Below are 24,993 nucleotides of genomic sequence, written 5' to 3' on the forward strand. Positions count from 1 at the left end.
TAGGCCCGAATCAGGCAATGCGCCGCGCGCGCATAACCGCTGGCAAGACGAACAAAAAAGAGCCCGGCTTTCGGCCGGGCTCCTTCGATTTCGATCGTTCAGGATCAAAATTTCGCGACGACGGGGGGCGCGCCCCAGTTGAAGTGATAATTCACGCCGGCGCGAACGATATTGCCGTTGAAGCGGGTGTGCGATTGCATAACCACCGCCGCGGCGATGGCGCCAGCGAACAACGTGTCGCCGCCAGTCGCAAGAACGCCGGCGGAATAGCTGACATTGCCGAGATCGTAATAAAGATACTCGACCTTCGCGCTCCAGTTCGGCCAGAACATCCACTCCAGTCCGCCGCCGGCCGTCCAGCCGACGCGCGTGTCGGAAAAGGCTCCGGACGAGAAAGCGGCAGGCGCCAGGCAGGCGCCCGGGAATTGAGCGCAGTCATTGTTGAACTGAGTGATCCCGGTTGACACGGAAACGCCGCCGTAAGCCAGACCCCCTGTGCCATAGACGAGCAAAGTCGGGGTGAAGAGCCAGCCAAGACGACCCCGAACCGTTCCGATGTAATCGAGTCTCTTCGAAGCGGCGATCCCTGTCACGAGAACCTCGGCGGCGCCGATGAAGGGGAACGCGCCGACAGCGGTGCCCGCCGTCGTGTTGCTGTTGCTCGCGGCGACGCCCTGGATATCGGCTTCGACGCCCGCAACGAAGCTATTGTAGAACTGCCAGTTGTAGCCGATCTGGCCGCCACCGATAAATCCGCTGGTTTTTCCCGGCGAAACGGCCGAGGCGCCCAGCGCGGAACTCGCGGCCAAAAGGGTCGTGGCCGCGCCGCCGCCCAAGGCGAAAATTGGGGCCGACGTGGTCCACACGGCGTTGCTGTTGCCCCACGTTCCGCCCGCGTTCAGGCCGACATAGAAGCCCGTCCACATGGGAGGCGGCGGGGGCGGCGGCGCCTTGTAGTGGGGAAGATCGGCGGCCATCGCGGCGCCTGACGACAGCGCCAAAGCGAACACGGCAACCATTTTTCTTGAGTGGAGCTTTTTCATCTGCATTCTTGCCGCCTGGTCGAAGGGTCACAGCTGCGGCGGAAGTTCTTGCGACCGCCGATGCGCACTCAACCACGGAGCAGACGCGCACAGTCAATCGCAATAAGGGGTATAGAGGGAAGGCCGGAATAAATACTTGGACGATGTAGCGCCAAAGACGCATTGCGATGTCGAAAGCAAAGTCAATCGGAGCCGTTGTCCGCAACGAAAAAGCCCGGTCTGATGGACCGGGCTTCTACGTTGAGACCTGTTCGGTCGATCAGTATTTCGCAACGACCGGGGGCGCCCCCCAGTTGAAGTGATAGTTCACGCCGGCGCGGACAACGTTGCCGTTAAAACGCGTCCTCGTCTGTGAGATATTGACGAAGGTCGTATCGCCTGTCGCAATCAAAGTCGCGACGCTCGCAGAGTTTGCATAAGCCACGGTGCCGAGATCATAGTAGAGATACTCGACCTTTGCCGACCAATTGGGCCAGAACATCCACTCGACGCCTCCGCCAGCCGTCCAGCCGACCCGCGTATCGGAAAACGCCCCAGCGCCGGAAAAAGGGGAGGAGCCGGTGTTAGGAATCTGGAGGCCAATGAAACTCACTGAAGAATTAACGCCGCCATATGCCAAGCCGCCCGTGCCATAAACCAGCAAGGTCGGGGTAAATAGCCAACCAAGACGGCCTCGCACCGTGCCCAGATAGTCCAGGCTTCGGGAAGTAGTTGCGAATGTGCCTACGAAATTCGTGCCCGCGGCCGGCAGACCACGATCGACGATAGTGGCATAATTCCCGGCTTTATTTGAACCAGCGATCCCTTGAATATCAGCCTCGATACCCGCGACGAAGCTATTGTAGAATTGCCAGTTGTAGCCGATCTGACCGCCGCCAATGAAGCCACTGTTCTGCGACGACACCACGCCGCTCGAACCGAGAGCGGCTGCAGGGCCATATGTGAGTCCCAAAGGCGACAGAACCGCAGCATTATTGAAAATAGTCGCGCTCTGAACGGTGGTGTTGTTGCTATTGCTCCATGTGCCGCCAGCGTTCAGACCGACGTAGAAGCCCGTCCACAGGGGCGGCGGCGGCGGGGGCGGCGGCGGAGGCGCCTTATAGTGCGGAAGATCGGCTGCGAGGGCCGCGCCGGACATAAGCGCCAAAGCCGTTACGGCAAGCAATTTTTGAGGAAGGAAATTTTTCATCTGCATTTTCTCCGCCGACCCGAAGCGTCGCGAGGCCTGGACTTCAGAAACTCTCACGACTGCTTATGCGCTCACTCAAACACGGAGTGGGCGCACACAGTCAATCGCGAGAAAGGGAATTAGCTGAAGACGGCAACACATTCTCGGAGGATGTGGCGCCAAAGATACACTTGCGATGCCTAGGGGAAATTCAATCGGAGTCGTCACCCAAAAAGAGAAAGCCCGGTCTTTTGGACCGGGCTTTCCGTGATGCGACCTGTTCGGTCGATCAGTATTTCGCAACGACCGGGGGCGCCCCCCAGTTGAAGTGATAGTTCACGCCGGCGCGGACAACGTTGCCGTTAAAACGCGTCCTCGTCTGTGAGATATTGACGAAGGTCGTATCGCCTGTCGCAATCAAAGTCGCGACGCTCGCAGAGTTTGCATAAGCCACGGTGCCGAGATCATAGTAGAGATACTCGACCTTTGCCGACCAATTGGGCCAGAACATCCACTCGACGCCTCCGCCAGCCGTCCAGCCGACCCGCGTATCGGAAAACGCCCCAGCGCCGGAAAAAGGGGAGGAGCCGGTGTTAGGAATCTGGAGGCCAATGAAACTCACTGAAGAATTAACGCCGCCATATGCCAAGCCGCCCGTGCCATAAACCAGCAAGGTCGGGGTAAATAGCCAACCAAGACGGCCTCGCACCGTGCCCAGATAGTCCAGGCTTCGGGAAGTAGTTGCGAATGTGCCTACGAAATTCGTGCCCGCGGCCGGCAGACCACGATCGACGATAGTGGCATAATTCCCGGCTTTATTTGAACCAGCGATCCCTTGAATATCAGCCTCGATACCCGCGACGAAGCTATTGTAGAATTGCCAGTTGTAGCCGATCTGACCGCCGCCAATGAAGCCACTGTTCTGCGACGACACCACGCCGCTCGAACCGAGAGCGGCTGCAGGGCCATATGTGAGTCCCAAAGGCGACAGAACCGCAGCATTATTGAAAATAGTCGCGCTCTGAACGGTGGTGTTGTTGCTATTGCTCCATGTGCCGCCAGCGTTCAGACCGACGTAGAAGCCCGTCCACAGGGGCGGCGGCGGCGGGGGCGGCGGCGGAGGCGCCTTGTAGTGCGGAAGATCCGCTGCGAAGGCCGATCCGGTCATCGCGAGCGCCAGAGCGGCGATGGAAAGTGTTTTTTTCATTTGAATCCTCATTGCCTAGATTAAGGCGAAAAAATTTTCGCCCGAACGACCCCGGTGGAACCAAACAGCGATTGCTCGCTATGGACGCAATCAATCAGTCGCAACCGCGCACAGTCAATTCAAAACTCCCTAGTTTCCCTAGCGTTTGGTTGGATTTCCAGGAGGTGTTGCGCCGGCGCCACAGCGAATTGCGACGCGGCGCTTGACCGCGTTGCGGCGTGACGAGCGAAAGCCTCAGCGCCGCGGCCTTTCGCAACCAGCGCTCGATCAGGGAAAGGAGCGGGAATCGCCGCCGGCCGTGGCCATCCGCCTCGTCGGGCCGAGGGACCAATCGTCGACTGGCGCTTCCACCACTTTTTCAGGCAAGGTCCGCGCGGCGACGAGGTCGAGCTGTCCGATTGGGCGCAGTCCCAGCCACGCAGGCACCAGAACCGGCGCAAGCGACCCCAAAACTCGGGAACGCCTGGCGCCGAAGCAGCGTAGCGGCAAAAGCAGAAGATCGAATTCGGTCGATTCGCCGCCCTCCGGCGCCGTGGCGTGGGCCAATAGCGGCGTTTCATTGTCGACGACTTGGCGAAGCGCCGCGGCGATGTCGTGACAATGCCGGCTCGACCACCAGTTGAGGAAATGGAGGCCCTTTTGTTCGGCGAGCCAGAGCGCGTTGATTCGCGCGCCGCAGAGCCGAATCGGAAAGCGACGGGAGGCGTCCACTTCGATGATGAATGTGTCAGCCAGGATCTGGCGAATCGCTAAGGGATCGATGTCCGCCCGATCCGGCGCCGCCCGCTTGCCCTTCAATCGACCCCAATAGTCGTGAAGATCCCTCGTAACCGGCAGTCTCATCTATTTTCGTCCGACGCTTTTGCGCACCCGCCCCGGATTGGCACGCCGCCCTCGAATCTTTGCGCCCTGTCGCCGATACAGCAGCGCTCGTGCCATCGCCACAGTGGCGGCCGCAGCGCCGCGGCGCGATCCTTCACCAACTCAAAGTGAGGCTTTAAAACAATAAGATGAGACATTTTGGCGGCGCTGGTCCGAATCGATCGGGACGTGACACAGTGGCTCGGCCGGCGCCGCCGGGCGCTTCAAATCGGGACGCTCGCCTAGACCACTTGCGCTGGATTAGCATCGAGTCTCTGCGGGCCCTCGCCCGGAAAACGGACAGGAGCCAACATGCCCGCCGCGCGGGAGCCAATCTTCAATCTTCCGAAAGCGACCAAGTCGCTCATCGTCGCGCTGGCGGCAATCCAATTCGTCGTCGCCTACGGCCCTGCGGAATTCAGCCAGTGGCTGTTGACGACATTCGCCTTCGTCCCGGCGCGGGTGACGCTCGAAGGCGGCGCCGAATATTTCACGATGGTGACTTATACGATGCTGCACGGCGACTGGACGCATCTTGTGGTCAATATATTCGCGCTTGCCGCCTTCGGCACGCCGGTCGAACGCCGGTTCGGCGCCGCCCGCTACCTGCTGTTTCTCGCGGCGAGCGCAGGCGCGGGCGCGTTGTTCTTTCTTGCGCTGCATCCATACGAAATCGCGCCGGTTGTCGGGGCGTCGGGCGCAATCTCAGGAACAATGGGGGCAATCGTGCGTTTCGCATTTACGCCAGGCGCGCGACTGGCGGACGCGAGGGGCACGCAGGCGCCATACGACAAGGGACGAAGCTCCACCTCTCTGTCGCAACTGGCGCTCAACCGGCAAGCGATGTTTTTCCTCATCGCCTGGTTGGCGGCCAACCTGCTTCTTGGCGCATTTCCTCGGGCGGCCGGCGCGTCGAGCGCCATCGCCTGGGAGGCGCATGTCGGGGGATTTTTGTTCGGCCTGCTGTTTTTCGGCTTTTTTGACCGCGACGGCCGACGAGCTTCGAATTCGCTGTGACGCCTTTCGGCCGCCGGGGAGCGCGGTCGAGAGACTGGAGGAGGGCCAGATGACGATCGCCAACATACTCGCGGAGAAAGGAAGAGAGGTGGTGACGGCGAGCGCCGACACGACGCTGCAAGAGGCGGCGCAGCTGATGATGCAATACAGGATCGGCGCGATCGTCATTCTCGACGACATCGGCCGGTTGATGGGACTCATCGCCGAGCGCGACATTGTTTCGGCGGTCGCGCTCAATGGTTCGGAAGCGATGACGCAGCCCATTTCGTCCTTCATGCAGCATCATCCCGAACCGGCCCGGGAAGAGGACGCGGTAGAGAATACGATGCGGGTGATGACCGTCGAACGGCGCCGGCACATTCCGGTGGTTCGGGAAGCCCGGCTCGTCGGCCTCGTCTCGATCGGCGACGTGGTGAAATACCGGATACGCGTCATCGAGGAGGAACACCGCTCGATGCGCGAATACATCGCCCAGGCTTAGGCGACGCCAAGAACTAACTGAATCGCGAGCGTTGGCGAGCCAGGAGGCTCGCACGGGCGCGAACCGGCCGGCGTCGGTGCTGCTGAATCGCGGCGCCGACTTCGATCAAACGGCGGTCGGCAGCGGGATGTGGGCGAAAATATTCGGCAGCGCCCGCTTCGTCGCCTCGCTGCCGACATGGATGAGCTGCTCGGCTTTGTGAAAGTCGAACATCCCGACTTCCTCCATGCGCGCGGTGATGGTCGCGTCAGGCGGGTCGCCGGCCAGCCGCGAACGCAGGATTCTGTCCTGAATGATGTTGAACGCGTCGATCATCGCCGTGGCGACATTCGGCGCGTCGCTCGATTGGCGGTCAAAATAGCGCGGCAGGAAGCGATCAGCGAAGGAGAGGTCGGCCTTGCCCGCGAACGGCCCCGCCTCCGCGGCGCGTTTCAGCGCCGCCGGATCGTCGCGAATAACCCGCGCGCGATACATCGTGTCGGCGGTGACGTTCACCGCGATCACATATTCGGCGCCAAGCGCGCGACAAACGGTGACCGGCACCGGATTGACCAGCGCGCCGTCGAACAGCCAGCGGTCGCTGATCCGCACCGGCTCGAAAATGCCCGGCAGCGCATAGGACGCCCGGATCGCGAGCGCCGCCGATCCATGTTGCAGCCACACTTCATGACCCGTGCCGACCTCGGTCGCGACGGCCGCGAAGGGAATCGGCAGCTCTTCGATTTTTATATCGGCGAGCTCCTTCTCCAGCGCGGCGCGCAGCCTTTCGCCGGTGATCAGGCTGGCGCCCGAAAAGGAAAGGTCCATCAGCGTGAAGACGCGCCGCTTGGTGAGCGAGCGCGCGAAACTTTCGATTGCATCGAGCTTGCCGGCGGCGTAGCAGCCGCCGATCACCGCGCCGATCGACGTGCCCGCGATCACATCCGGATAGATGCCATGCGCCGAAAGCTCGCGCAGCACGCCAATATGCGACCAGCCGCGCGCCGCCCCGGCGCCGAGCGCCAATCCGATGGTCGGCTGTCCGCGTCTCTCGTGCTTCGCCTGGGCATCCGCCGTGCGAACCACGGTGGTCGGCGGGGCGAGAGGCGCGCCCGTCATCGCGCTGCCGGCGTCGGCGCCGTTATTCTGAAGATTGCGTGAGCGTAGCGATATCATGCGGCGTTCCTGCTCGGCTCTCTCCTTGGGATTGAATCGGCGCAAGACATATTTGGCGATCAGGCTGCGCCTTGAAAATGGCTTTCAGGTTAACTTTCCGTCAGATAGCGTCGCCTTATTCACCCTCGGCGGCAAAGACCAGCGCGCCATCGCCCGTGAGCGCCCGGTAGAAGCAGGATTTCCGCCCGGTATGGCAGGCTTTGCCGTCGCCGCCGACGTCGACTTCGAGCAGCAAGGCGTCCTGATCGCAGTCGACGCGCAACGACAGAACCCTTTGGGTCTGGCCGGAGGTGTCGCCTTTACGCCAAAGCTCGCGCCGCGACCGCGACCAATAATGCGCGAAGCCGGTCTCGATCGTCTTGTCGAGGGCGAGCCGATTCATATAGGCGACCATCAGCACGTCGCGCGTCGCAGCCTCGACGGTGACGCAGACGATGAGGCCATGCGCGTCGAATTTCGGCGCGAAGACGACCCCCTCCTCCACATCCCTCTTGTCCATCTGCTCCTTGACGGCCGGCGCCATCAGCGGGCTCCGCGCAGCAGCGTATAAAAATGCGCCTGCTCGGCCGGATCGTCGCGGAACACGCCGGAAAACTGCATGGTGACCGTGGACGACCCCTGTTTCATCACGCCGCGCATCGACATGCACATATGTTCCGCTTCGACCATCACGGCGACCCCGCGCGGCGCGAGCGCCTCGTCGATCGCCGCGGCGATCTGCGCGGTCATCGCCTCCTGGGTCTGGAGGCGGCGCGCGAATATCTCGACGAGCCGGGCGAGCTTGGAGAGGCCTACCACCCCGCCATTGGGATAATAAGCGATGTGCGCCTTGCCGACGAAGGGCACGACATGATGTTCGCAATGCGACGTGAAGGGAATGTCGCGAACCAGCACGAGATCGTCATAGCCTTCGACCTCCTCGAAGACCTTGGAGAGGACCTCGTCGGCGCTTTCCTGATAGCCGCTGAAGAATTCCTCATAGGCCTTGACCACCCGGCGCGGCGTGTCGCGCAAGCCTTCGCGATCGGGATTGTCGCCGGCCCAGCGCAACAGCGTGCGCACGGCGGCCTCCGCCTCTTCGCGGCTCGGGCGCTCGATCTGCGGGGGCGGCTCCAGCGACGAAAGGGGAAAGGTCTTAACCACGTCATCCATGTGGCGCCTCCGACTAAACTCTTGCCGCCCGCGCTCAAAAGCGCGTCGGCCGCCTCCCGCCTAGCACGAAACGTGCAAGGCGCCCCTCAAATCGTCGCCCTCTCCTGATGGTGTCGAGATCACGCGAGAATTCGAGACGAACAGGGCCGTCGACGGCCCCGGCGCGGCGATCGCTTTCGCGAGGTCGCGCGAAAACCTATATAGAGATTTACCGAGGCGATGGTAAGGCCTCGGCTTTGGAAGCGCCGGCGGCGATGCTGAACAACATCTATAATCAACGCATTCTGGAGCTTGCCGGAAATATTCCGCGCCTCGGCCGGCTGGCGCGGCCGGACGCCACCGCCTCCGCCTATTCCAAGCTTTGCGGCTCGACGATCACCGTCGATCTCAATCTGCGCGACGGGAAGGTGGCGGATTACGCGCAAGAATTGAAGGCCTGCGCGCTCGGCCAGGCGTCGGCCTCGATCATGGCCCGCAACATCGTCGGCTCGACCCCGCAGGAGCTGCGCGAGGCGCGCGAGGCGCTGCGCAAAATGCTGAAGGAGAACGGCCCGCCGCCGACCGGCAAATGGGCCGACCTCGCGGTGCTGGAGCCGGTGCGCGATTATAAGGCGCGCCATGGTTCGACAATGCTGGCGTTTGACGCGGTGGCGGAAGCGGTGGGGAAGGCGGAGGCCGCGCCCTCTCTTTGAGGGCGACACTGCGCAACCCTCGTCCCCGCCGCCGATCCCGCGAGACTTCGCGGCATGTCCACACGCGCGAGGCGCAAAGGCGTTACCGCCCACCCGCAACCGTTTCACTGTTCAGCGCGAAACCCAGCCTTGATGCAGGCGAATCTCGAACAGCGAGGTCGTAGCGGACGATTCGTTTGCGACCGCGAGGTAATTGCGCCCGCGCACGCGCAGCGCGGTCACGCCTTCCGGCGCGATATCGCCGTCGCTGACGATCGTGTCCAGGAAGCGAACCGCGAAGGGACTGGTGACGTCGTAAATCGCCACGGCCGACTTCGTCGTGCGCTCAAGGCCGATGAAGGCCAGCACATGACCCTCGACATGCATCAGCGCCACGCCTTCCGGCTCGACGCCTTTGTTGTCGCTGCGCCCATCGTCATAGACGCCGCGGCTGATCGCCTCGGCGTCGAGCTGATTGCCGCTGTCGAACACGATGCGGCCCGAAGTCTCGCGAATCGAAAACGACCGGCCGCCGAATGCGACGAGATTGTCCCGGCTCGACTCGACGTTCGACATCACCAGTCGGCCGAGCAGTGAACCATCCGGCACATATTCCACGCTGGAGTTGCCGGCGGAGCCGCGACGCTCGTCCTCGCCGTCGTTGCTTCCATTGTCCCGCGCATCGCCTTCATTGGCCATGACCAGATAGGTGCGGCCGCGATGTTCATAGGCGTCGATCGAATCGGGCTGATAAAGTCCCTTTACCGGGACCTGCTGCAGCTTGATGACGCCGTCCTGATCATTCGGGTCGATGCCATTGCCGGGCAGACTGAAGTCTTTCAGGCCAAGGCCAAAAACCCGCTCAAAGCGGCGGGTTCGCAAGTCCAGCACGGCGACGCCATTGGCTTCCTGAAGGCCGACATAGGCCTTTTCGCCCCGTGGGTCGACGGCGATATATTCCGGCTCCGGATCGTAAGGACACATATCGGGGCGCGTCGTGCCGTTGCCGATCGCCGGAAACTGGCGAAGCTCGGCATAGCCGGGCAGCATCGGGCTGATCGGCAGCGTCGTGACATTGCGCGTCCACAGATCGATCAGGCTGACGCTGCCGGGCGGATCCACCGGACAGGGCTGGCCGGTCGTGCGCGGATTGGGCGTGCCTTCATTGGCCACGAGCGCCATGCGGCCGTTCGGCGTAAAAGTCACCATGTCCGGCAATGCGCCGACGGTGAGCGGGTCGCCAACGAGCTGTCCGGTGCGCGTATTGATGAAGAGGACCACGCCAGGCTGCGAGCGATCGCTGGCCTCTACCGCAAGCGCGGCAAGCCCGTCGTGGATCGCCACGCTGTTGACCCCGCCATAGGGCGCAATGCTGATGTTGCGGATCCATTTGCCGGTGGCGCGTTCAAGCACGTCGACGCCGACGACGCCCGCCACCCACAGCGTGTCGTTGCGCTCGTCATAAGCGACGATTTCCGACTTTTGTCCTGGAACATTGCTCAGCGCGTGGGAATAGCTCCAGACGCGGCGGGTTTCGATTGACAGCGTCGGCTCAGCCGACGCGCCGCCGATATACAATGACGCAAGAGCGATGGACAGGCCGCGCAAGGCCGCGCCGGCGCACAGTTTGTTAGTCAGGCGCATGTGCAAATCTTTCCGAAATTCGAGAAGCTATGGCTCGACAGTGCTATCTAAGGGAAACGTTTCAGCCGGATGACATCCTTCTTTCGCGACCGCATCGGGCTTATGCTGAGCCGCGACAGGAGCGGCGCGGTTGACCTTCGATCGGGAAGATTCAGAAGTCCTCGGCTGGTGGCGCGGAGCGCCGCTTTACCTTCGCATCCTCGGCGCGGCGACGGTCGGCGTCGCGGTGGGCGTCGCCTTTGGGCAGGACGCCGCGCCGCTGGAAATTCCGGCGAAGCTCATCCTGCGCCTGCTCGGCGCGCTTGCGCCGCCGCTGATCCTGCTGGCGATCGTGCAGGCGCTGATGCGCGCCCATCTTGGCGGACGGCAGGCGCTGCGACTGGTCACGCTGCTGGCGACAAACACGCTGGTGGCGATCGGCATCGGTCTCCTTGTCGCGAACGTCCTTCAACCCGGTTCATGGACGGAGGCTGTGCCGGCGCATGAGCCCGCCAAGGCCGCTGCCGCCGCCAATCCGCTCGCGCAATTCCTCGACAACGTGCCCAAGAGCATCGCCGGGCCATTTTCGGACAATGGCGCGGTGATGGGCGTCATCTTCATCGCGTTGGCGATGGGCGTCGCCCTGAGAAGCCTGCGCCATCATGAGGTGCGCACTGTCGAAGACCTCGTTCACGTGGCGCTGGAGAGCCTGATCACCATTCTGCATTGGATCATCGAACTGGTGCCGCTGGCTGTTTTCGGCATTGTCGCGAGCATCATCGGCGTGAAAGGCTTTGGCGATTTTCTCGCACTGGGGGGCTTTGTCGTCGCGGTCCTCGCGGCGCTGACGCTGCAGGCGGGCTATTATCTCATGCGCGTGAGACTGGAGTCCTGGGCGCCGCCGCTCCGTGTGCTTCGCGGCGTTCGCGACGCGCTGGTGATGGCGTTTTCGACCGGCAGCTCCACCGCCACCATGCCGGTGACCTACGCCTGCCTTCGCGAAAATGTCGGACTGCGCGAACAATCGGCCAGCATGGGCGCGCTCGTCGGCGCGAATTTCAACAATGACGGCACGGCGCTCTACGAAGCCATGTCGGCGCTGTTCGTCGCGCAATTGCTCGGCATGCAATTGACGCTCAGCCAGCAGTTCATCGTCGTCGTGACGTCGGTCGTCGCGTCGGTCGGGGCGGCCGGCATTCCGGAAGCCGGCTTGGTGACGATGACCATGGTGTTCAAGGCCGTGGCGCTGCCCACCGACTACATCGCGATGCTGTTCACCGTCGACTGGTTCCTGGACCGCTGCCGGACAGCCATAAATGTCATGGGCGACGTGACGGTCAGCTGTCTGCTGGACGGAAAAACGCGCGAGCAGCCTGATACGCGACCGACCTAAAAAGCCGAGACGCCGCAAGAGTCTCGCCCCGACGCCGCTTTCCGCCTACGCTTGCAGCATGACCCCTGCCCCGATTCGCATCCTCGGCATTGATCCCGGCCTGCGCAACACCGGCTGGGGCGTCATCGAGGCGCAGGGCTCGCGGCTCTCCTTCGTCGCCTGCGGGCGCGTGCGCTCCGACGCGAGCCTCAATATGGGCGCGCGGCTGCGGCAATTGCATGAGGGGCTGATGGGCGTCATCGCCGATCATGCGCCGCATGAGGCGGCGATCGAAGAAACTTTCGTCAATCGCGATCCGCAATCGGCCCTAAAGCTTGGACAGGCGCGCGGCGTGGCGCTGACCGCCCCCGCCCTCGCCGGGCTCGTCATCGCCGAATATGCCGCCAATCTCGTGAAAAAAACCGTGGTCGGCGCCGGCCATGCCGAGAAGGCGCAGGTGCAGATGATGGTGCGCGTGCTGCTCCCGGCGAGCGGCGCGACCAGCGCCGACGCCGCCGACGCGCTGGCCGTCGCGATCTGCCATGCGCAGCATCGCGGCGCGCGCGCCCTCAAGGAGAAGATTGGATGAGACGCCTCGCCGTAATCCTCGCTTTGATGTCGGCGCCGGCGCTCGCCGCCTCGGTCGGCAAGGATTCGCCTATCGGGCGCTATGCGCTCGACGCCGCCGCCTGCACGGCGAAGGATTATTTCGTCACGCTCACCGAAAACGAGGCGGTTCTGCCGACCTTCAGCTGCAAGGGCGTCGACTACGATCAGACCGAAAACAAGGGCGCCCGCGCCATCTACAAGGCGAACGCCACATCCTGCGTCGGCGAGGAATCGATGAAGCCTCATAAGGAGACGTTTACTCTCATCGTCGACGCCGCCGGCCAGCAGATTGTCTGGGCGGATGCAACGAAGAGCGCGGTTTTCACGCGCTGCGCGCCATGATCGGCAAGCTCAAGGGACTCATCGACAGCTACGGCGAGGACTTCGTCATCCTCGACGTGAATGGCGTCGGCTATGTCGTGCATTGTTCGTCGCGCACGCTGCAAAAACTGCCGCGCGTCGGCGAGGCGTCGTCGCTCGCCATCGAGACGCAGGTGCGCGAAGATTCGATCCGCCTCTTCGGCTTTGCCAGCGAGGCGGAGCGCGACTGGTTTCGGCTGTTGCAGAGCGTGCAGGGCGTCGGCGCCAAAGTGGCGCTGGCGATTCTGTCGATTCTTTCCGCCAATGATCTCGCCTCGGCGATCGCCATGCAGGACAAAGCGACGGTCGCGCGGGCGCCCGGCGTCGGCCCGAAGCTCGCGGCGCGCATCGTCGCGGAGCTTAAAGACAAGGCGCCCGCCTTCGGCGCGGTCGACCCCGCCCTCGCCCGCCTCTCGGGCGAAGAGCGAGAGGGCGCGCCGTCAGCCGCGCGCGATGCGATTTCGGCGCTGGTCAATCTCGGTTACGGCCGCCCGCAGGCGGCCGCGGCGGTGGCGGAAAGTTTAAAGCAGCTCGGCGAAGCCGCCGAAGCCGGCGCGCTGATTCGGCAGGGCCTGCGCGAACTCGCGCGCTGAGCGCGCGCGATCAGGCGGCGATCACGCTTTGGTAGATTTCGGCGTGCGGCACACGAACGCCGATCGCCGGCAGATCGAGTGTAGCCTCGAGACCGTCGAGGATACGCACCCCCCATTCCTCCCCGATACGATCGAACACCTCGATATGCGCCCGATCGCGCTCAACCAGTACGTAATGTTTGAGACTTGGGAGCTTTTGATAAACAGCCCATTTTTCGAAGCGGTCGCGCGCCTTGCCGCCATCCGACATAACTTCGACGAGCACGGTGGGGTCGTCAGCGGAAGTTGCGCCCGGCTCCATGGGGCCGCAACGGACCATCACGTCGGGCAAGGTCGCGGACTCGACCGATTTCTTCTTCATATAAAAGGTTTCAAGAAAGACTAGGCAGCCTGCGCCTTTCTCATAGAGCCGCCGACGCAACCCGAAAGCCAGATTCTGCGCGATGAGGTGATGCTCCCACCGCGCGCCCTCCATCATGCACACGACCCGGCCGCCGATCAGCTCCCATTTCTCGTCGGCGGGCTTGTCGGGGAGAAGTTCCTCGAAATCGTCGAGGGACATATACTCATATTGCGAGGACGGGCGATTCACGGCGCGGCTCCGTTTGCCGCATCTTAGCACAGCGCCCGCGCCAGCGCATGGAGCCGCCCGTTTGACCACGCCCGCGCGCCTTCTAAGCCCCGAACAACGCGACGACGACGCCGACGCGTCGCTGCGGCCGCTGTCGCTCGCCGATTTCACCGGCCAGGAGGCGGCGCGCGCCAATTTGCGGGTCTTCATCGAGGCGGCGAAGACGCGCGGCGAGGCGCTCGACCATGTGCTGCTTGTCGGCCCGCCGGGCCTCGGCAAGACCACGCTGGCCCAGATCGTGGCGCGCGAACTTGGCGTCAATTTCCGCTCGACTTCCGGCCCGGTGATCGCCAAGGCCGGCGACCTCGCCGCCCAGCTCACCAATCTCGAAGCGCGCGACGTGCTGTTCATCGATGAAATTCATCGCCTGAACCCGGCGGTGGAGGAAATTCTCTATCCGGCGATGGAGGATTTCCAGCTCGACCTCATCATCGGCGAAGGCCCGGCGGCGCGTTCGGTGAAGATCGATCTGGCGAAATTCACCCTCGTCGGCGCGACGACGCGAGCGGGACTCTTGACCACGCCGCTGCGCGACCGTTTCGGCATTCCCGTCCGGCTGAATTTCTATACGCCGGAAGAATTGGAGCTGATCGTCAAGCGCGGCGCGCGCGTCCTAGGGATCGGCATGGACGACGCCGGCGCGAAGGAAATCGCCCGACGCTCGCGCGGCACGCCGCGCATCGCCGGGCGCCTGCTGCGGCGGGTGCGCGACTTCGCCATCGTCGACGGCGCCGGCGCAATCACCCGCAAGCTCGCCGACCGCGCTTTGTCGCTGCTGGAGGTCGACACGATCGGGCTCGACGTGATGGACCGGCGCTACCTTAGTCTTGTCGCCGTCAATTTTGGCGGCGGGCCGGTCGGCATCGAGACGATTGCCGCGGCGCTCTCCGAGCCGCGTGACGCGATCGAGGACATTATTGAGCCGTTCCTTCTGCAGCAGGGCTTTTTGCAGCGCACGCCGCGAGGACGGCTGTTGACGCCGCACGCCTTCCGCCACCTCGGCCTCGCCGAGCCGGCAAGGCCTCAAGGCCAGTTCGGACTGTTTGAAGAAGGCGAGGAATAGCTGGCTGCGATTAACAGCGAGCATGGATTGGCGTATGTCCGGGCTATCGGACGATCGGCGCGCCGGCCTTGATCCAGGCGTCGAGTCCGCCCTGAATGTGCCGGGCCGACGTTAATCCCGCCTCCTGCGCGGCCACGACCGCCATCGCCGAACGCTCGCCATAGGCGCAATAAAACACGACGCGCTTGCCGGCGGCGACCGCAAGCTCATGCAAAAGGCCGCCATCGCGAATGTTTTCGCCGAGCTCGTCATAGGGCAGGTGAAGAGACCCAGGAATGATGCCGTTCACTTCGCGTTCGCGCGCTTCACGCAGATCGACGAGAGCGATCGACGGCTGATCGAGAAGACCGAGCGCCTCTTGCGGGGTCAACGACCAGCCGCGCTCGGCGATTTCTTCCTGATGCAGGCCGATATGCCTGTTGGCCGGCACCGCGACATCCATCATTTTCGGATTGGGGAGATGCAGGCTTTCCATCAGCGCGACATAATCATCGATGGACTTGACCTGCAGTCGCGGATTGAACGCCCGTTCCTCGCCGATCGTGCTGACCGTATCGCCCTTGTAATCATGGGCGGGATAGACGAGCGTCGAATCTGGAAGCTTCAGCAGCTTGCCGAAAATCGAGTCGTATTGCGCCCTCGCGTCGCCATTCTGAAAATCAGTGCGCCCGGTGCCGCGAATCAGCAGCGTATCCCCGGTGAAGACCCTGTCCGGCATCATGAAACTATATGAATCGTCGGTATGTCCCGGCGTGTAGAGCACGTCGAGCTCGACGCCGGGAATGCGGATTCGGTCGCCTTCCCGGACGCGCATCGAAACCACGTCGGCATTGCTGCGTTCGCCCATCACGGTCACGCAATGGGTGCGATCGCGCAGCGCGCCTAATCCTGTGATGTGATCGGCGTGGGTATGCGTATCCACGGCCTTGACCAGCCGGACATCAAGTTCGCGCATCAGCTGCAGATAATGATCAACCTTATCGAGCACCGGATCGATAATCAGCGCCTCCCCGCCGCGATCGCCGGCGAGGAGATAGCTGTATGTGCTCGACGCGTTATCGAACAGTTGTCGAAACATCATGGCGCGCCTCTTGCGCGCGGATCATTTCGGTTGCGGAACGATGCGCAGATAAGGCCGCGGCGCGTTCCAGCCGTCCGGATAGATTTTCTTCGCGTCTTCATCGGAGACCGAACCGGCGATGATCACATCGTCGCCCGGCCGCCAGTTCACCGGCGTCGCCACCTTGTGTTTGGCGGTCAGCTGCAGCGAATCGACCACGCGCAGCACCTCGTCGAAGTTGCGGCCCGTCGTCATCGGATAGACGATAATCAGCTTGATCTTCTTGTCCGGTCCAATGACGAAGACATTGCGCACGGTCTGATTGTCGGCCGGCGTCCTTTGGCTGGCGTCGCCCGAGGCGGCGGCCGGCAGCATGCCGTAGAGCTTCGATATGCTGAGGTCGGTATCGCCGATCATCGGATAATGCGGGGTGGCGCCCTGCGTTTCGGTAATATCGACCGCCCATTTGGCGTGATTGTCGACCGGGTCGACGCTCAAGCCGATGACTTTGACGTTGCGCCGTTTAAATTCGGGCTCGAGTTTCGCCATATAGCCAAGCTCGGTCGTGCAGACCGGGGTGAAGTCCTTGGGATGCGAGAACAGAATGCACCAGGAATCGCCGATCCAATCGTGGAATTTGATTCGTCCCTGGGTGGTGTCGGCTTCGAAATCCGGCGCCGTGTCGCCAATCTGGAAAGACATGTGGGAGCTCCTCCGCTATTCTTCGTTTCGTCGTCTCGCCGGCGCCTCTCTGTCGCCCGAGGCGCATCATAGCCCCATGATGCGACTTTCGTGCCTCGGATCAAGGACTGACCGCGGTTCATAGCCTCTCCCCGTTAAATCCCATAGAAAAGCTGACGATCGCCGGGCGCGGTCCCGCAGGGAGCCTTATCGAGCCTTGATGACGAATGTTTTTGTCCCCCACCGCATTCCCGTCCGCGTCTATTATGAGGACACTGATTTTTCAGGCCTCGTCTACCACGCTTCCTATCTTCGCTTCATGGAGCGGGCGCGCACGGAAATGCTGCGCGCGCTGGGGCTGGATCAGAAGGCGTTGCTGGACGGCGCCGCCGGCGCGCCGATTTTCTTCGTCGTCCGCTCGATGGACATCGATTTTCGCCGGCCGGCGACAATGGACGATCTCCTGACCGTCGAAACCGAGGCCCGAGAAATCGGCGGGGCTTCGTTCGCGCTGGAGCAGCGGGTGCTGCGGCAGGCCGAGCTGCTGGTCAGCGCCAAAGTCACGGTGGTCTGCGTCGAGGCCGGCCGCGCCCGCCGCCTGCCCCCGGAGGTGCGGGCCAAATTCGAGAGTCTGCGGCCGGATTAGCCTCAGCGTCGCGCCGCCATCTAGACGCCGCCTTTTACCGCCTAAAATGGCGTCGAGATGGGAATCATCGAACCCGCCGCGCGACTGCTGCCCCGGACTGAACCCTTGGATCCGGCGGAAACCGGCGTTTTGACCGTTGATCTTGCCGCCCTCGCCGACAATTGGCGGATGCTGGCGCGCCTCGCATCCGGCGCCGAATGCGGCGCGGTGGTGAAGGCCGACGCCTATGGGTTAGGACTTGCGCCGGCGGTGCGCGCGCTGCTTCTGGCCGGCTGCCGAACCTTTTTCGTCGCCAATCTGGTCGAAGGCGAAGCGGCGCGGGCGGCCGCCCCCGACGCGACGATCTATGTCCTGGACGGGCTCGTGCCCGGCGCGGCGCGCCGCCTCGTCGCCGCCGATCTCATTCCCGCCCTGGGCTCGCTCGGCGAAATCGACGAATGGGCGGCGACGGGCCATAGGCCGAAAGCCGCCATCCATTTCGACACCGGCATGAATCGTTTCGGCGTGCCGATCCATGAGGCGGCCGAGGCGGCCGAGCGCGCCCGCCAGATCACGCCGACCCTGGTGATGAGCCATTTCGTCTGTTCGCAGATGCGCGACGAACCCCGCAATGAACGCCAGATCGAGGCTTTCCTCGACGCCCGCGCGCGTTTTTCCGACATTCCGGCGTCGATGGCGAATTCCTCCGCTGTTTTCCTGCCGCAGCGCCCGCATTTCGATCTCATTCGGCCCGGCTATGCGCTCTATGGCGGCAATCCGACGCCTTATGCCGAATGTCCGGTGCGTCCGGTCGCGCGGCTCATGGCGCGCATCCTGTCGACGCGCGAGATCGAGCCTGGCGCCTGCGTCGGCTATGACGCGCTCTGGTCGGCGCCGCAACGCACGCGAATCGCGACAATCGGCGTCGGCTATGCCGACGGCGTCCCGGTCGGCGCCACCGGCTGCGACGGCAAGCCGGCGGGAGAAGCGCTGGTCGGGGGCGTCCGCTGTCCCTTCATCGGCCGCGTCTCGATGGATTATGTCGTGCTCGATGTTTCCCATGCGCCGAAAGACGCCGCGCGGCGCGGCGAATGGGTCGAGCTTTTGGGCGACGACATCTGCGTCGAGGAAGCGGCGTCGCGGGCCGGCACCATCGGCTATGAGATTCTCACCCGGCTCGGCGCGCGATTCGCGCGGCGCTACGTCGGCCCTTAACGCCTACGCCATCGCGAACCACGGCGTGAGCACGGGATATCCCTCCCCGGCCAGCAGCGACAGCGTTTCATAAAGCGGCAGGCCGACGACCGCCGTGTAGGAGCCGACGATCTTCACCACGAACACGCCGGCGCGTCCCTGGATCGCATAGGCGCCGGCCTTGCCGCGCCATTCGCCGGTCGCAAGATAGGCTTCGATCTCGGTCGAGCCGAGGCGCTTGAAGCGCAGCCGCGCCTCGGCGAGCCGCTTGCGCTCGAAGCCGCGCGGGGTGATCAGGCTGACCGACGAATAGACCCGGTGCTGGCGTCCGGACAGGAGTTGCAGGCACTCGTCGGCCTCCTCCCTCGTCTCGGCCTTGGGCAGGATGCGCCTGCCGACGGCGACGACGGTGTCGGCGGCGATGAGGAATGAATCCTTCAGCTCGGGCCGCGACGCCCTGAGCTTGGCTGCGGCGGCCGCCTTCTCGGAGGCGATTCGGATTGCATAGGCGCGCGGCGATTCTCCGCGATGCGGGGTTTCGTCGATGTCGGCGGGCAGCAGCGCGTCGGCGTCGAGCCCCGCCTGCTGCAACAGCGCCAGGCGCCGCGGCGAAGCGGTGGCGAGAATGAGCTTGGGACGGGCGATGGAAGGATGGGCTGTCAAGACGGTCGCTCCGCCAGAAGGAAATTACCTGAAGCGATATGTTATACGGCCTTTGGTCAAATCATAGGGGGTCATTTCGACGAGCACCTTGTCGCCCTCCAGCACGCGGATGCGGTTCTTGCGCATCTTGCCGGCGGTATGGGCGATGATTTCATGGTCGTTTTCGAGCTTGACGCGAAACATCGCGCTCGGCAGCAGTTCGGTCACGATCCCCGGGAATTCGAGCAGTTCTTCCTTGGCCATGTGGTTCCTTGCAGGGCGCTTTCCGCCGCGACTTAGGCTGCGCGGCTTAAAAAGCGCGAAAAATGCGAAAAACCCGCTGCCCCGGCCGGGGAGCGGAATTCGGCGCGGACCCTAATCGAGAACGAAGGATTTGTGAACCGGGGAGTTGGAATGCGCCGCTTCACGAGTTGCGGCGCCGTTCCAACAAGGCCAAACACCAAGCCAGGTTTTGTTGCGCCATGTCATGCCAGCGCTGAACGCGCTCTGTTGTCCATTCCGTCAGCGCGGCGCGATAGGCCGCGACCGCTGCCTCAAGACGCCGAATGGATTGGTCTCGCCCGCTCTCACGCTCCCCGAGGATCATGAGCGCAGCGCCAAGATTATTCTGCGTGGTCGCCCATTGGAGCGGCAGGCTCTCTTGCGTCCTTTCCGTCAGCGCCGCGCGAAAAGCCGCAACCGCCTCCTCAAGACGCCAAATAGATTCCTCCTGCCCCCTCTCGCGCTCTCCGAGCGCCGTAAGCGCATTGCCGAGATTATTCTGCGTCATCGCCCATTGGAGCGGAACGCGCTCTTGCGTCCTTTCCGTCTGCGCCGCCCGGTACGCCGCCACCGCCTCTTCTAGTCGCCGAGTGAATTCTACTTGCCCCTGCTCACGCTCCCCAAGCCTGGTGAGCGCATTGCCGAGATTGTTCTGCGTCATCGCCCAGTCGAGCGGAACGCGCTCTTGCACAATTTCGGTCAACGCCGCCCGATAGGCCGCGACCGCCGCCTCAAGACGCCGAATAGATTCCTCTTGCCTGCTCTCGCGCTCGCCGAGCGCCATGAGCGCGGCGCCGAGATTGTTCTGCGCCATCGCCCATTGGAGCGGAGCGCGCTCCTGCGTCCATTCCGTCAGCGCCGCGCGATAAGCCGCCGCCGCCGCCTCAAGGCGCCGAGTGGACTCTTCTTGCCTGCTCTCCCACTCCCCGAGCCTGGCGAGCGCAGCGCCGAGATTGTTCTGCGTCATCGCCCAATCGAACGGAACGCGCTCCAGCGCCCTTTCCGTCAGCGCCGCGCAATAGGCCGCGACCGCCGCCTCAAGACTCCGATTCGATTCTTCTTGCCCGCTGTCGCGCTCCCCGAGCGCGGTGAGCGCATCGCCGAGATTAATCTGCGTCATCGCCCATTGGAGCGGAACGCGGTCTTGCGTCCCTTCCGTCAGCGCTGCGCGATAGGACGCCGCCGCCTCCTCAAGTCGCCGATTGGATTCTTCTTGCGTGCTCTCCCGCTCCCCCAGCGTTCTGAGCGTATTGCCAAGATTGTTCAGCGTCATCGCCCAATCCAACGGAACACGCTCTTGCGTTCTTTCCGTCAGCGCCGCGCGATAGGATGCCACCGCCTCCTCAAGACGCGCGATCCCGCTCTGGCGCTCCCCGAGCCTCGCGAGCGCATCGCCGAGATCGTTCTGCGTCGCCGCCCATTGAAGCGGAGCGCGCTGTCGCGAAATTTTCATGAGCGCCACGCGATATGCCGCCACCGCATCGACAAGCGCCGCACTATCTTCGAATTCGTCTCCTTGCGCGTAAAGCTCGACCGCCCGCGCCAATAGCCAGTTGACGTTGCCTTCGCTGTCGAAATCGGCGACCAGACGCGCCGCTTCCGCATATTTTGATGCGGCGGCGCGATAGGCAAGCTGCAGATTGTCGACGCGGGCTTCGTCGGCGAGCAATTCCGCCTCGCTACGCCTAGCGTCGACGCGCAAGGCCCGCGCCGCCTCACGACCACGCGCAAGCGCCGCGCGCGCCGCATCGAAATCCCCGCGCTCGATCAGCGCGAGGGCGCTCTCACGGATCGCCGAGAGTTCGGGACGTTCATTGCTCAGACGCGCGAGCTGCCTGCGTAAATCGACTAATTCGTCGGCTTTCGCCTCAAAGCGCGTCGGTATTGTTTCAGGCGCGACGCCTGCTTCTCTGAATTTTGCCAATATCGCTTGCAGGGGCTCGACCAGAACGCCTTTTTCCCTGGCGACTCGGTCGGCGAGCGCCTCAATTGTCCTTTCCACTTTCGTGATTGGACGCGCCGCCTCACGCTCGATAAAGGCCCGGATCAATTTATAGACTTGTTGATCAGGGCTGAGCAGCTCCGCGATCTGAATGTGTTCGGCGTCGATCGCGATCGCTTCCAACGCCAGTCCAAGATCGCCGCTGTCCGGCTTGTCCAGCATGCCGAAAACAGAGGTCGCTCTCGTTTCATACAAAATGAGTTGAGCGATTTTCTTTTCGCGCGCCCAGTCGCGATACCACACGTTCAGGTCTCGCAAATGCTGGTCGTTGCGCAACAATACGCGCGCCCCCGCGGAGGGACGAAACAGCAGGCGAAAGCTGTCGCCCCAGCCCGCCAGATGCGCGCCAAGCTGCGGGGTCGTAACAAAGGCGATTTTGCGCGTGCGCTCGATCAGACTGAGCGCTTCCGCGTGCAGCGACGCCGCATCTGACGCCTTGCGCAGCATTTGCTTGATGAGAAGTCCGCCGAGACTATGTCCGACGAAAATCAGTTCGCCAGTCGCCAGTCGATCTTCGACTTCGAGCATGCTGAGCACTTTGCGCGCCTTGTCGGCAAGACCCATCGTCGAATCGCGCCATTCGAGCGCTGTCGCCTCATAGCCAAGCGACCAGACCGCGAGGCCGTCGATGTCGGCGGCAAGCCAAGTCGGCCAAAGCCGGTTATCCGGCTGCGGCGACGCTGGACTGGTCCAGGTTTTTCGCGGGTCGCCGTCGAGCCCGTGAACAAATATGACGTGACGCTTAACCTCGCCCTGAGGCTCTGAGAGGGGAAATAGTTCGGCCATCGCCATTCCAATATTCAACCCGTGCATGGGCGGGCGCTCAAAACGCGCTGATGATAATCGATTACGAGCGGAAAGCATAAGCTGATTTTCGTCGCCCACGCCTCCGTCCCACACACGTCATGGCCGGGTTTGTCCCGGCCATCCACGCCGGGACGTTGCGCAGCGCTTGTTGCGCAACGGGTGACGGCGCCGCGTGGATGCCCGCGACAAGCGCGGGCATGACGTGGAAAGGTGACACCTCAAAATCAAAACTTATCCCCACTCCCAAAACCTCCCCTATCCTGCCCCCGCCTCGCCAACTAAAAAGGGGCGTCGTCAGGGTCGGCGCTGGCGGGGACGGTTAAGCGCAGGACGACGACCCTCGCTCCTGCGTCGGGCGCTCCGACCGCCGATCGGGCCTCCTCCTCGCGTGGAGGGCGCATGTCCAACAGGCGCGAAAAGTCCCGGCCGAATGCTTAGGCTGCACGCAGGGAACGAGTACCTAGAACGGGCAAAGTTCCAGCGGCATAGAGCAAGTTCCGAAAAAGTTGACAGACTTTTTCGATCGGAACTTGCTCCACTTTTTTATTTGGCGCGATTTCTTATCAATCAGACGATTTCGTCTGATCGGAAAGCGCGCTGCGGCGAATATGAGGCTCTTGCGATGCGCACAAAAAGGCGCCTCGCGGAAAAAGACCGGGTCCGGGACGGCTCATCAGCCCCGACCGCAATTCGCTCTTATCGCACTCGGCCGAGTAACGGGGCCGAGGCGTCCCGGACCGCCCTTTTTAAACCTGCGTCGAAAGATGGCGGGAAATCTGATGCTGCGCGACTCCACCCTCCCCTTGAAGGGGAGGGTCGCATTGCGCAGCAATGCGGGGTGGGGCGACGGCGCCGAATCGGTCAGAAGCCGCGACGTGTCACTTCATGCCCTAGTCGTCGCGATCGAGGGTGAAGCCGACCTTCAGCACCACCTGATATTCGGCGACCACGCCCTTATTGATGTTGCCGCGAATCTGCGTTACCTCGAACCATCGCAAATTGCGCAGGGTCTCGCCGGCGCGCTTGAGCGCGGCGCTTACGGCGTCCTCGACGCTGTCCGGCGAAGCGCCGACGAGTTCGACGATCTTGTAGACATGGCCTTCCATCTTCGGCTCCCACAATTCAGATTGTTAATACTGACTTGCAATAGGTAGGCCATGCCCGGCGGGCGCGTAGCGTCAGCTCAATCGGTCGCCGAAAAGAAACTCCATCGCCCGATCGAGCCTGATATGCGGGAGCGGCAGCGGCTTTCGGTCGGCGCCAAGCGCCGCGACCGGCGGCCGGAATTTGAGAAAGCGGAAGTCGGCCTCCTCGTCGGAAACCGCCAGCGCTTCGCCGAGAAACACGTCGCTCGGATCGGCCGGCAGCTCGCCGGGAAAAATCGCGCCTTCCGCCACGCCGTCGAAGATTTCGCCGCCGATATGCTCCCCCGCGGTCGGGACGCCGACGATGGCGGAAAGCTTTTCGCCTTCGTGGCGCACCATCGCTTCGCGCGTCGCCCGCACGGCGGCGAGCGCGATCACGTCGATCGTCGCGCCCACTCCCTCGGCGCGTTCGATGGCGCGGGCGGTCAGGTGGCGCAGGATCGCCTCGAGCCGGTCGTGACTGGTGTGATGCAGATGGTCGGCCTTCGTCGCCGCGAAGAGAATGCGGTCGATTTTCGGCCGAAAGATCGTCGAGAACAGATTGGCGCGGCCGGTGCGGAAGGCCGTCAGCACGCCGGTCAGCGCGGTTTCGAGATCGCGCACCGCCTCGGGGCCGGAATTCAACGCGGCGAGCGTATCGACGAGAACGATCTGACGGTCGAGCCGCGCGAAATGATCGCGAAAGAACGGCCGCACCACCTGCGACTTATATGCTTCATAACGGCGCTCCATTTCGCGCCCGAGGCTGCGATAAGGAAACTCTTCGCCTTCGGCGACGGGCAGCGGCGCGAAGGTGAGCGCCGGCGAACCTTCAAGGTCGCCGGGCATCAGAAAACGCCCTGGCGGCAGGCTCGACAGCGCGAAACGATCGGAACGCGCGAGACGTAGATATTGGGTGAAGGCCCGCGCCAGAGCCTGCGCGGTTTCTTCCTCATAACGCGCCTTGACGTCGGTCTGCGCCGTCAGGCCGCGCCACTCGCTGGCGATCGTCGCGCGCGCCGAGACGCTCGCCGCCTCCAGCGTCTCAAGCGACCATTGCGCATAGGATTTGCCCAGCAATGGCAGATCGAGCAGCCATTCGCCGGGGTAGTCGACGATGTCGATGTCGAGCCGCGCCGGCCCCTGGTTCAAGCCCTTGCGCAGCGACCAGCCCTTGGCGCGATATTCGAGGCTCACCCGCAATTCGGAAATGCGCCGGGTCGACTCCGGCCAATGCCGGTCCGCGCCGGCGAGCGCCGCGAGATGTTCCTCGTAGGCGAAACGCGGCACGCTATAATCGGGCTGCGGGTCGAGATGCGCCGAAACGATACGGCTTTCGGCGAGCGGACGAAACACCGGCAGCAAAGTCTTGCTGTCGACGCCCTTGGCGCCGCGCGCCGAAAGCGCGCGCGTCAATTGATGCACCAGCGCGGTGATGAAGACGGTCTTGCCCGAGCGCGACAGGCCGGTGACGCCGAGGCGCAGTCGACCCCCTGCGAGAAAATCGGCGACGCTCTCGGCGGCGACGCGCGTTTCGAACATCAGATCGGAAAATTGCGTCAAGGCCGCT

General features: G+C 63.2%; 26 protein-coding genes. 10 read left to right on the forward strand and 16 right to left on the reverse strand.

Annotation, left to right across the window (positions count from 1 at the left end):
- Positions 1 to 104: 104 nt before the first annotated feature.
- From U1E20_RS05860 to U1E20_RS05875, 4 genes are all read right to left on the reverse strand, one after another.
- The gene (locus tag U1E20_RS05860) at positions 105 to 1,043 is read right to left on the reverse strand and encodes an outer membrane protein (RefSeq protein ID WP_409980356.1); all 939 of its coding nucleotides are present in this window, start codon (positions 1,041 to 1,043) and stop codon (positions 105 to 107) included.
- A 259-nt stretch (positions 1,044 to 1,302) separates the two neighbouring features.
- Positions 1,303 to 2,232 carry an outer membrane protein gene (locus U1E20_RS05865; protein ID WP_409980357.1) on the reverse strand — a complete coding sequence of 310 codons (930 nt, stop codon included), beginning with the start codon at positions 2,230 to 2,232 and terminating at the stop codon, positions 1,303 to 1,305.
- 268 nt (positions 2,233 to 2,500) lie between these two features.
- Positions 2,501 to 3,418 (reverse strand): outer membrane protein, encoded by a 918-nt coding sequence (locus U1E20_RS05870; RefSeq protein WP_409979672.1) that lies wholly within the window; start codon positions 3,416 to 3,418, stop codon positions 2,501 to 2,503.
- Between the two features lie 267 nt (positions 3,419 to 3,685).
- Positions 3,686 to 4,261: a PAS domain-containing protein gene (locus tag U1E20_RS05875; protein WP_409979673.1), complete on the reverse strand. Its 576-nt coding sequence runs from the start codon at positions 4,259 to 4,261 to the stop codon at positions 3,686 to 3,688.
- A 330-nt stretch (positions 4,262 to 4,591) separates the two neighbouring features.
- On the opposite strand from U1E20_RS05875, the gene U1E20_RS05880 reads away from it, so the two are divergent.
- Both U1E20_RS05880 and U1E20_RS05885 read left to right on the forward strand, forming a co-directional pair.
- A complete protein-coding gene (locus tag U1E20_RS05880) occupies positions 4,592 to 5,296 on the forward strand; it encodes a rhomboid family intramembrane serine protease (protein WP_409979674.1) in 705 nt (234 codons plus the stop codon).
- Between the two features lie 49 nt (positions 5,297 to 5,345).
- Positions 5,346 to 5,777, forward strand: coding sequence for a CBS domain-containing protein (locus U1E20_RS05885; protein ID WP_409979675.1), 432 nt, complete (start codon positions 5,346 to 5,348; stop codon positions 5,775 to 5,777).
- A gap of 105 nt (positions 5,778 to 5,882) precedes the next feature.
- Here the strand turns inward: U1E20_RS05885 and U1E20_RS05890 are convergent, their stop codons facing one another.
- From U1E20_RS05890 to folE, 3 genes are all read right to left on the reverse strand, one after another.
- A complete protein-coding gene (locus tag U1E20_RS05890) occupies positions 5,883 to 6,932 on the reverse strand; it encodes a patatin-like phospholipase family protein (RefSeq protein WP_409979676.1) in 1,050 nt (349 codons plus the stop codon).
- 115 nt (positions 6,933 to 7,047) lie between these two features.
- Complete coding sequence (gene hisI, locus U1E20_RS05895) at positions 7,048 to 7,455, reverse strand: phosphoribosyl-AMP cyclohydrolase (RefSeq protein ID WP_409979677.1); 408 nt, start codon at positions 7,453 to 7,455, stop codon at positions 7,048 to 7,050.
- Positions 7,455 to 8,084, reverse strand: coding sequence for a GTP cyclohydrolase I FolE (gene folE / locus U1E20_RS05900; protein WP_409979678.1), 630 nt, complete (start codon positions 8,082 to 8,084; stop codon positions 7,455 to 7,457). Before folE ends, hisI begins: the two co-directional genes overlap by 1 nt.
- 254 nt (positions 8,085 to 8,338) lie before the next feature.
- On the opposite strand from folE, the gene U1E20_RS05905 reads away from it, so the two are divergent.
- Positions 8,339 to 8,776, forward strand: coding sequence for an iron-sulfur cluster assembly scaffold protein (locus U1E20_RS05905; protein ID WP_409979679.1), 438 nt, complete (start codon positions 8,339 to 8,341; stop codon positions 8,774 to 8,776).
- Positions 8,777 to 8,887: 111 nt separating this feature from the next.
- Here the strand turns inward: U1E20_RS05905 and U1E20_RS05910 are convergent, their stop codons facing one another.
- On the reverse strand, positions 8,888 to 10,399 hold the full coding sequence (locus tag U1E20_RS05910) for a choice-of-anchor I family protein (RefSeq protein WP_409979680.1): 1,512 nt from the start codon (positions 10,397 to 10,399) through the stop codon (positions 8,888 to 8,890).
- 130 nt (positions 10,400 to 10,529) lie between these two features.
- Here U1E20_RS05910 and U1E20_RS05915 point away from each other — a divergent pair, with 130 nt between their 5' ends.
- The 4 genes from U1E20_RS05915 to ruvA are packed head-to-tail and all read left to right on the forward strand — an operon-like array spanning position 10,530 to position 13,312.
- Positions 10,530 to 11,771, forward strand: a complete 1,242-nt coding sequence (locus U1E20_RS05915; protein ID WP_409979681.1) for a dicarboxylate/amino acid:cation symporter — start codon at positions 10,530 to 10,532, stop codon at positions 11,769 to 11,771.
- Between the two features lie 58 nt (positions 11,772 to 11,829).
- A complete protein-coding gene (gene ruvC / locus U1E20_RS05920) occupies positions 11,830 to 12,339 on the forward strand; it encodes a crossover junction endodeoxyribonuclease RuvC (protein ID WP_409979682.1) in 510 nt (169 codons plus the stop codon).
- Positions 12,336 to 12,701, forward strand: coding sequence for a hypothetical protein (locus tag U1E20_RS05925; RefSeq protein WP_409979683.1), 366 nt, complete (start codon positions 12,336 to 12,338; stop codon positions 12,699 to 12,701). Before ruvC ends, U1E20_RS05925 begins: the two co-directional genes overlap by 4 nt.
- Positions 12,698 to 13,312: a Holliday junction branch migration protein RuvA gene (gene ruvA, locus U1E20_RS05930; protein ID WP_409979684.1), complete on the forward strand. Its 615-nt coding sequence runs from the start codon at positions 12,698 to 12,700 to the stop codon at positions 13,310 to 13,312. The genes U1E20_RS05925 and ruvA overlap by 4 nt, the downstream gene beginning before the upstream one ends.
- 10 nt (positions 13,313 to 13,322) lie before the next feature.
- Here the strand turns inward: ruvA and U1E20_RS05935 are convergent, their stop codons facing one another.
- Positions 13,323 to 13,904, reverse strand: a complete 582-nt coding sequence (locus tag U1E20_RS05935) for a Uma2 family endonuclease (protein ID WP_409979685.1) — start codon at positions 13,902 to 13,904, stop codon at positions 13,323 to 13,325.
- Between the two features lie 61 nt (positions 13,905 to 13,965).
- Here U1E20_RS05935 and ruvB point away from each other — a divergent pair, with 61 nt between their 5' ends.
- Entirely contained in the window at positions 13,966 to 15,006 is a 1,041-nt protein-coding gene (ruvB, locus tag U1E20_RS05940) for a Holliday junction branch migration DNA helicase RuvB (protein WP_409979686.1), read from the forward strand.
- 43 nt (positions 15,007 to 15,049) lie between these two features.
- Here ruvB and U1E20_RS05945 read toward each other — a convergent pair whose 3' ends face one another.
- The gene (locus tag U1E20_RS05945) at positions 15,050 to 16,087 is read right to left on the reverse strand and encodes an MBL fold metallo-hydrolase (protein ID WP_409979687.1); all 1,038 of its coding nucleotides are present in this window, start codon (positions 16,085 to 16,087) and stop codon (positions 15,050 to 15,052) included.
- A gap of 21 nt (positions 16,088 to 16,108) precedes the next feature.
- Positions 16,109 to 16,768 (reverse strand): peroxiredoxin, encoded by a 660-nt coding sequence (locus U1E20_RS05950; RefSeq protein WP_409979688.1) that lies wholly within the window; start codon positions 16,766 to 16,768, stop codon positions 16,109 to 16,111.
- Positions 16,769 to 16,967: 199 nt separating this feature from the next.
- On the opposite strand from U1E20_RS05950, the gene ybgC reads away from it, so the two are divergent.
- Both ybgC and alr read left to right on the forward strand, forming a co-directional pair.
- Positions 16,968 to 17,393, forward strand: a complete 426-nt coding sequence (gene ybgC, locus U1E20_RS05955; RefSeq protein ID WP_409979689.1) for a tol-pal system-associated acyl-CoA thioesterase — start codon at positions 16,968 to 16,970, stop codon at positions 17,391 to 17,393.
- Positions 17,394 to 17,450: 57 nt separating this feature from the next.
- Positions 17,451 to 18,587: an alanine racemase gene (gene alr, locus U1E20_RS05960; RefSeq protein ID WP_409979690.1), complete on the forward strand. Its 1,137-nt coding sequence runs from the start codon at positions 17,451 to 17,453 to the stop codon at positions 18,585 to 18,587.
- Between the two features lie 3 nt (positions 18,588 to 18,590).
- On the opposite strand, the gene U1E20_RS05965 is transcribed toward alr, so the two are convergent.
- From U1E20_RS05965 to U1E20_RS05985, 5 genes are all read right to left on the reverse strand, one after another.
- Positions 18,591 to 19,229 (reverse strand): Maf family nucleotide pyrophosphatase, encoded by a 639-nt coding sequence (locus U1E20_RS05965; RefSeq protein WP_409979691.1) that lies wholly within the window; start codon positions 19,227 to 19,229, stop codon positions 18,591 to 18,593.
- A 24-nt stretch (positions 19,230 to 19,253) separates the two neighbouring features.
- On the reverse strand, positions 19,254 to 19,472 hold the full coding sequence (infA, locus tag U1E20_RS05970; protein ID WP_016920926.1) for a translation initiation factor IF-1: 219 nt from the start codon (positions 19,470 to 19,472) through the stop codon (positions 19,254 to 19,256).
- Between the two features lie 160 nt (positions 19,473 to 19,632).
- A complete protein-coding gene (locus tag U1E20_RS05975; protein WP_409979692.1) occupies positions 19,633 to 22,278 on the reverse strand; it encodes a hypothetical protein in 2,646 nt (881 codons plus the stop codon).
- 911 nt (positions 22,279 to 23,189) lie between these two features.
- Positions 23,190 to 23,405, reverse strand: a complete 216-nt coding sequence (locus tag U1E20_RS05980) for a dodecin (protein WP_409979693.1) — start codon at positions 23,403 to 23,405, stop codon at positions 23,190 to 23,192.
- 72 nt (positions 23,406 to 23,477) lie between these two features.
- Positions 23,478 to 24,986: a YcjX family protein gene (locus tag U1E20_RS05985; protein ID WP_409979694.1), complete on the reverse strand. Its 1,509-nt coding sequence runs from the start codon at positions 24,984 to 24,986 to the stop codon at positions 23,478 to 23,480.
- Positions 24,987 to 24,993 lie beyond the last annotated feature (7 nt).

The sequence above is a fragment of the Methylocystis sp. genome (assembly GCF_046349115.1).
GTDB lineage: Bacteria > Pseudomonadota > Alphaproteobacteria > Rhizobiales > Beijerinckiaceae > Methylocystis.

Bases quoted from the DNA above. Each gene is read 5' to 3' on its own strand.
- U1E20_RS05860 (WP_409980356.1), bottom strand. From the start codon at position 1,043: ATGAAAAAGCTCCACTCAAGAAAAATGGTTGCCGTGTTCGCTTTGGCG.
- U1E20_RS05865 (WP_409980357.1), bottom strand. From the start codon at position 2,232: ATGAAAAATTTCCTTCCTCAAAAATTGCTTGCCGTAACGGCTTTGGCG.
- U1E20_RS05870 (WP_409979672.1), bottom strand. From the start codon at position 3,418: ATGAAAAAAACACTTTCCATCGCCGCTCTGGCGCTCGCGATGACCGGA.
- U1E20_RS05875 (WP_409979673.1), bottom strand. From the start codon at position 4,261: ATGAGACTGCCGGTTACGAGGGATCTTCACGACTATTGGGGTCGATTG.
- U1E20_RS05880 (WP_409979674.1), top strand. From the start codon at position 4,592: ATGCCCGCCGCGCGGGAGCCAATCTTCAATCTTCCGAAAGCGACCAAG.
- U1E20_RS05885 (WP_409979675.1), top strand. From the start codon at position 5,346: ATGACGATCGCCAACATACTCGCGGAGAAAGGAAGAGAGGTGGTGACG.
- U1E20_RS05890 (WP_409979676.1), bottom strand. From the start codon at position 6,932: ATGATATCGCTACGCTCACGCAATCTTCAGAATAACGGCGCCGACGCC.
- hisI (WP_409979677.1), bottom strand. From the start codon at position 7,455: ATGGCGCCGGCCGTCAAGGAGCAGATGGACAAGAGGGATGTGGAGGAG.
- folE (WP_409979678.1), bottom strand. From the start codon at position 8,084: ATGGATGACGTGGTTAAGACCTTTCCCCTTTCGTCGCTGGAGCCGCCC.
- U1E20_RS05905 (WP_409979679.1), top strand. From the start codon at position 8,339: ATGCTGAACAACATCTATAATCAACGCATTCTGGAGCTTGCCGGAAAT.
- U1E20_RS05910 (WP_409979680.1), bottom strand. From the start codon at position 10,399: ATGCGCCTGACTAACAAACTGTGCGCCGGCGCGGCCTTGCGCGGCCTG.
- ruvC (WP_409979682.1), top strand. From the start codon at position 11,830: ATGACCCCTGCCCCGATTCGCATCCTCGGCATTGATCCCGGCCTGCGC.
- U1E20_RS05925 (WP_409979683.1), top strand. From the start codon at position 12,336: ATGAGACGCCTCGCCGTAATCCTCGCTTTGATGTCGGCGCCGGCGCTC.
- ruvA (WP_409979684.1), top strand. From the start codon at position 12,698: ATGATCGGCAAGCTCAAGGGACTCATCGACAGCTACGGCGAGGACTTC.
- U1E20_RS05945 (WP_409979687.1), bottom strand. From the start codon at position 16,087: ATGATGTTTCGACAACTGTTCGATAACGCGTCGAGCACATACAGCTAT.
- U1E20_RS05950 (WP_409979688.1), bottom strand. From the start codon at position 16,768: ATGTCTTTCCAGATTGGCGACACGGCGCCGGATTTCGAAGCCGACACC.
- ybgC (WP_409979689.1), top strand. From the start codon at position 16,968: ATGACGAATGTTTTTGTCCCCCACCGCATTCCCGTCCGCGTCTATTAT.
- alr (WP_409979690.1), top strand. From the start codon at position 17,451: ATGGGAATCATCGAACCCGCCGCGCGACTGCTGCCCCGGACTGAACCC.
- infA (WP_016920926.1), bottom strand. From the start codon at position 19,472: ATGGCCAAGGAAGAACTGCTCGAATTCCCGGGGATCGTGACCGAACTG.
- U1E20_RS05975 (WP_409979692.1), bottom strand. From the start codon at position 22,278: ATGGCCGAACTATTTCCCCTCTCAGAGCCTCAGGGCGAGGTTAAGCGT.
- U1E20_RS05980 (WP_409979693.1), bottom strand. From the start codon at position 23,405: ATGGAAGGCCATGTCTACAAGATCGTCGAACTCGTCGGCGCTTCGCCG.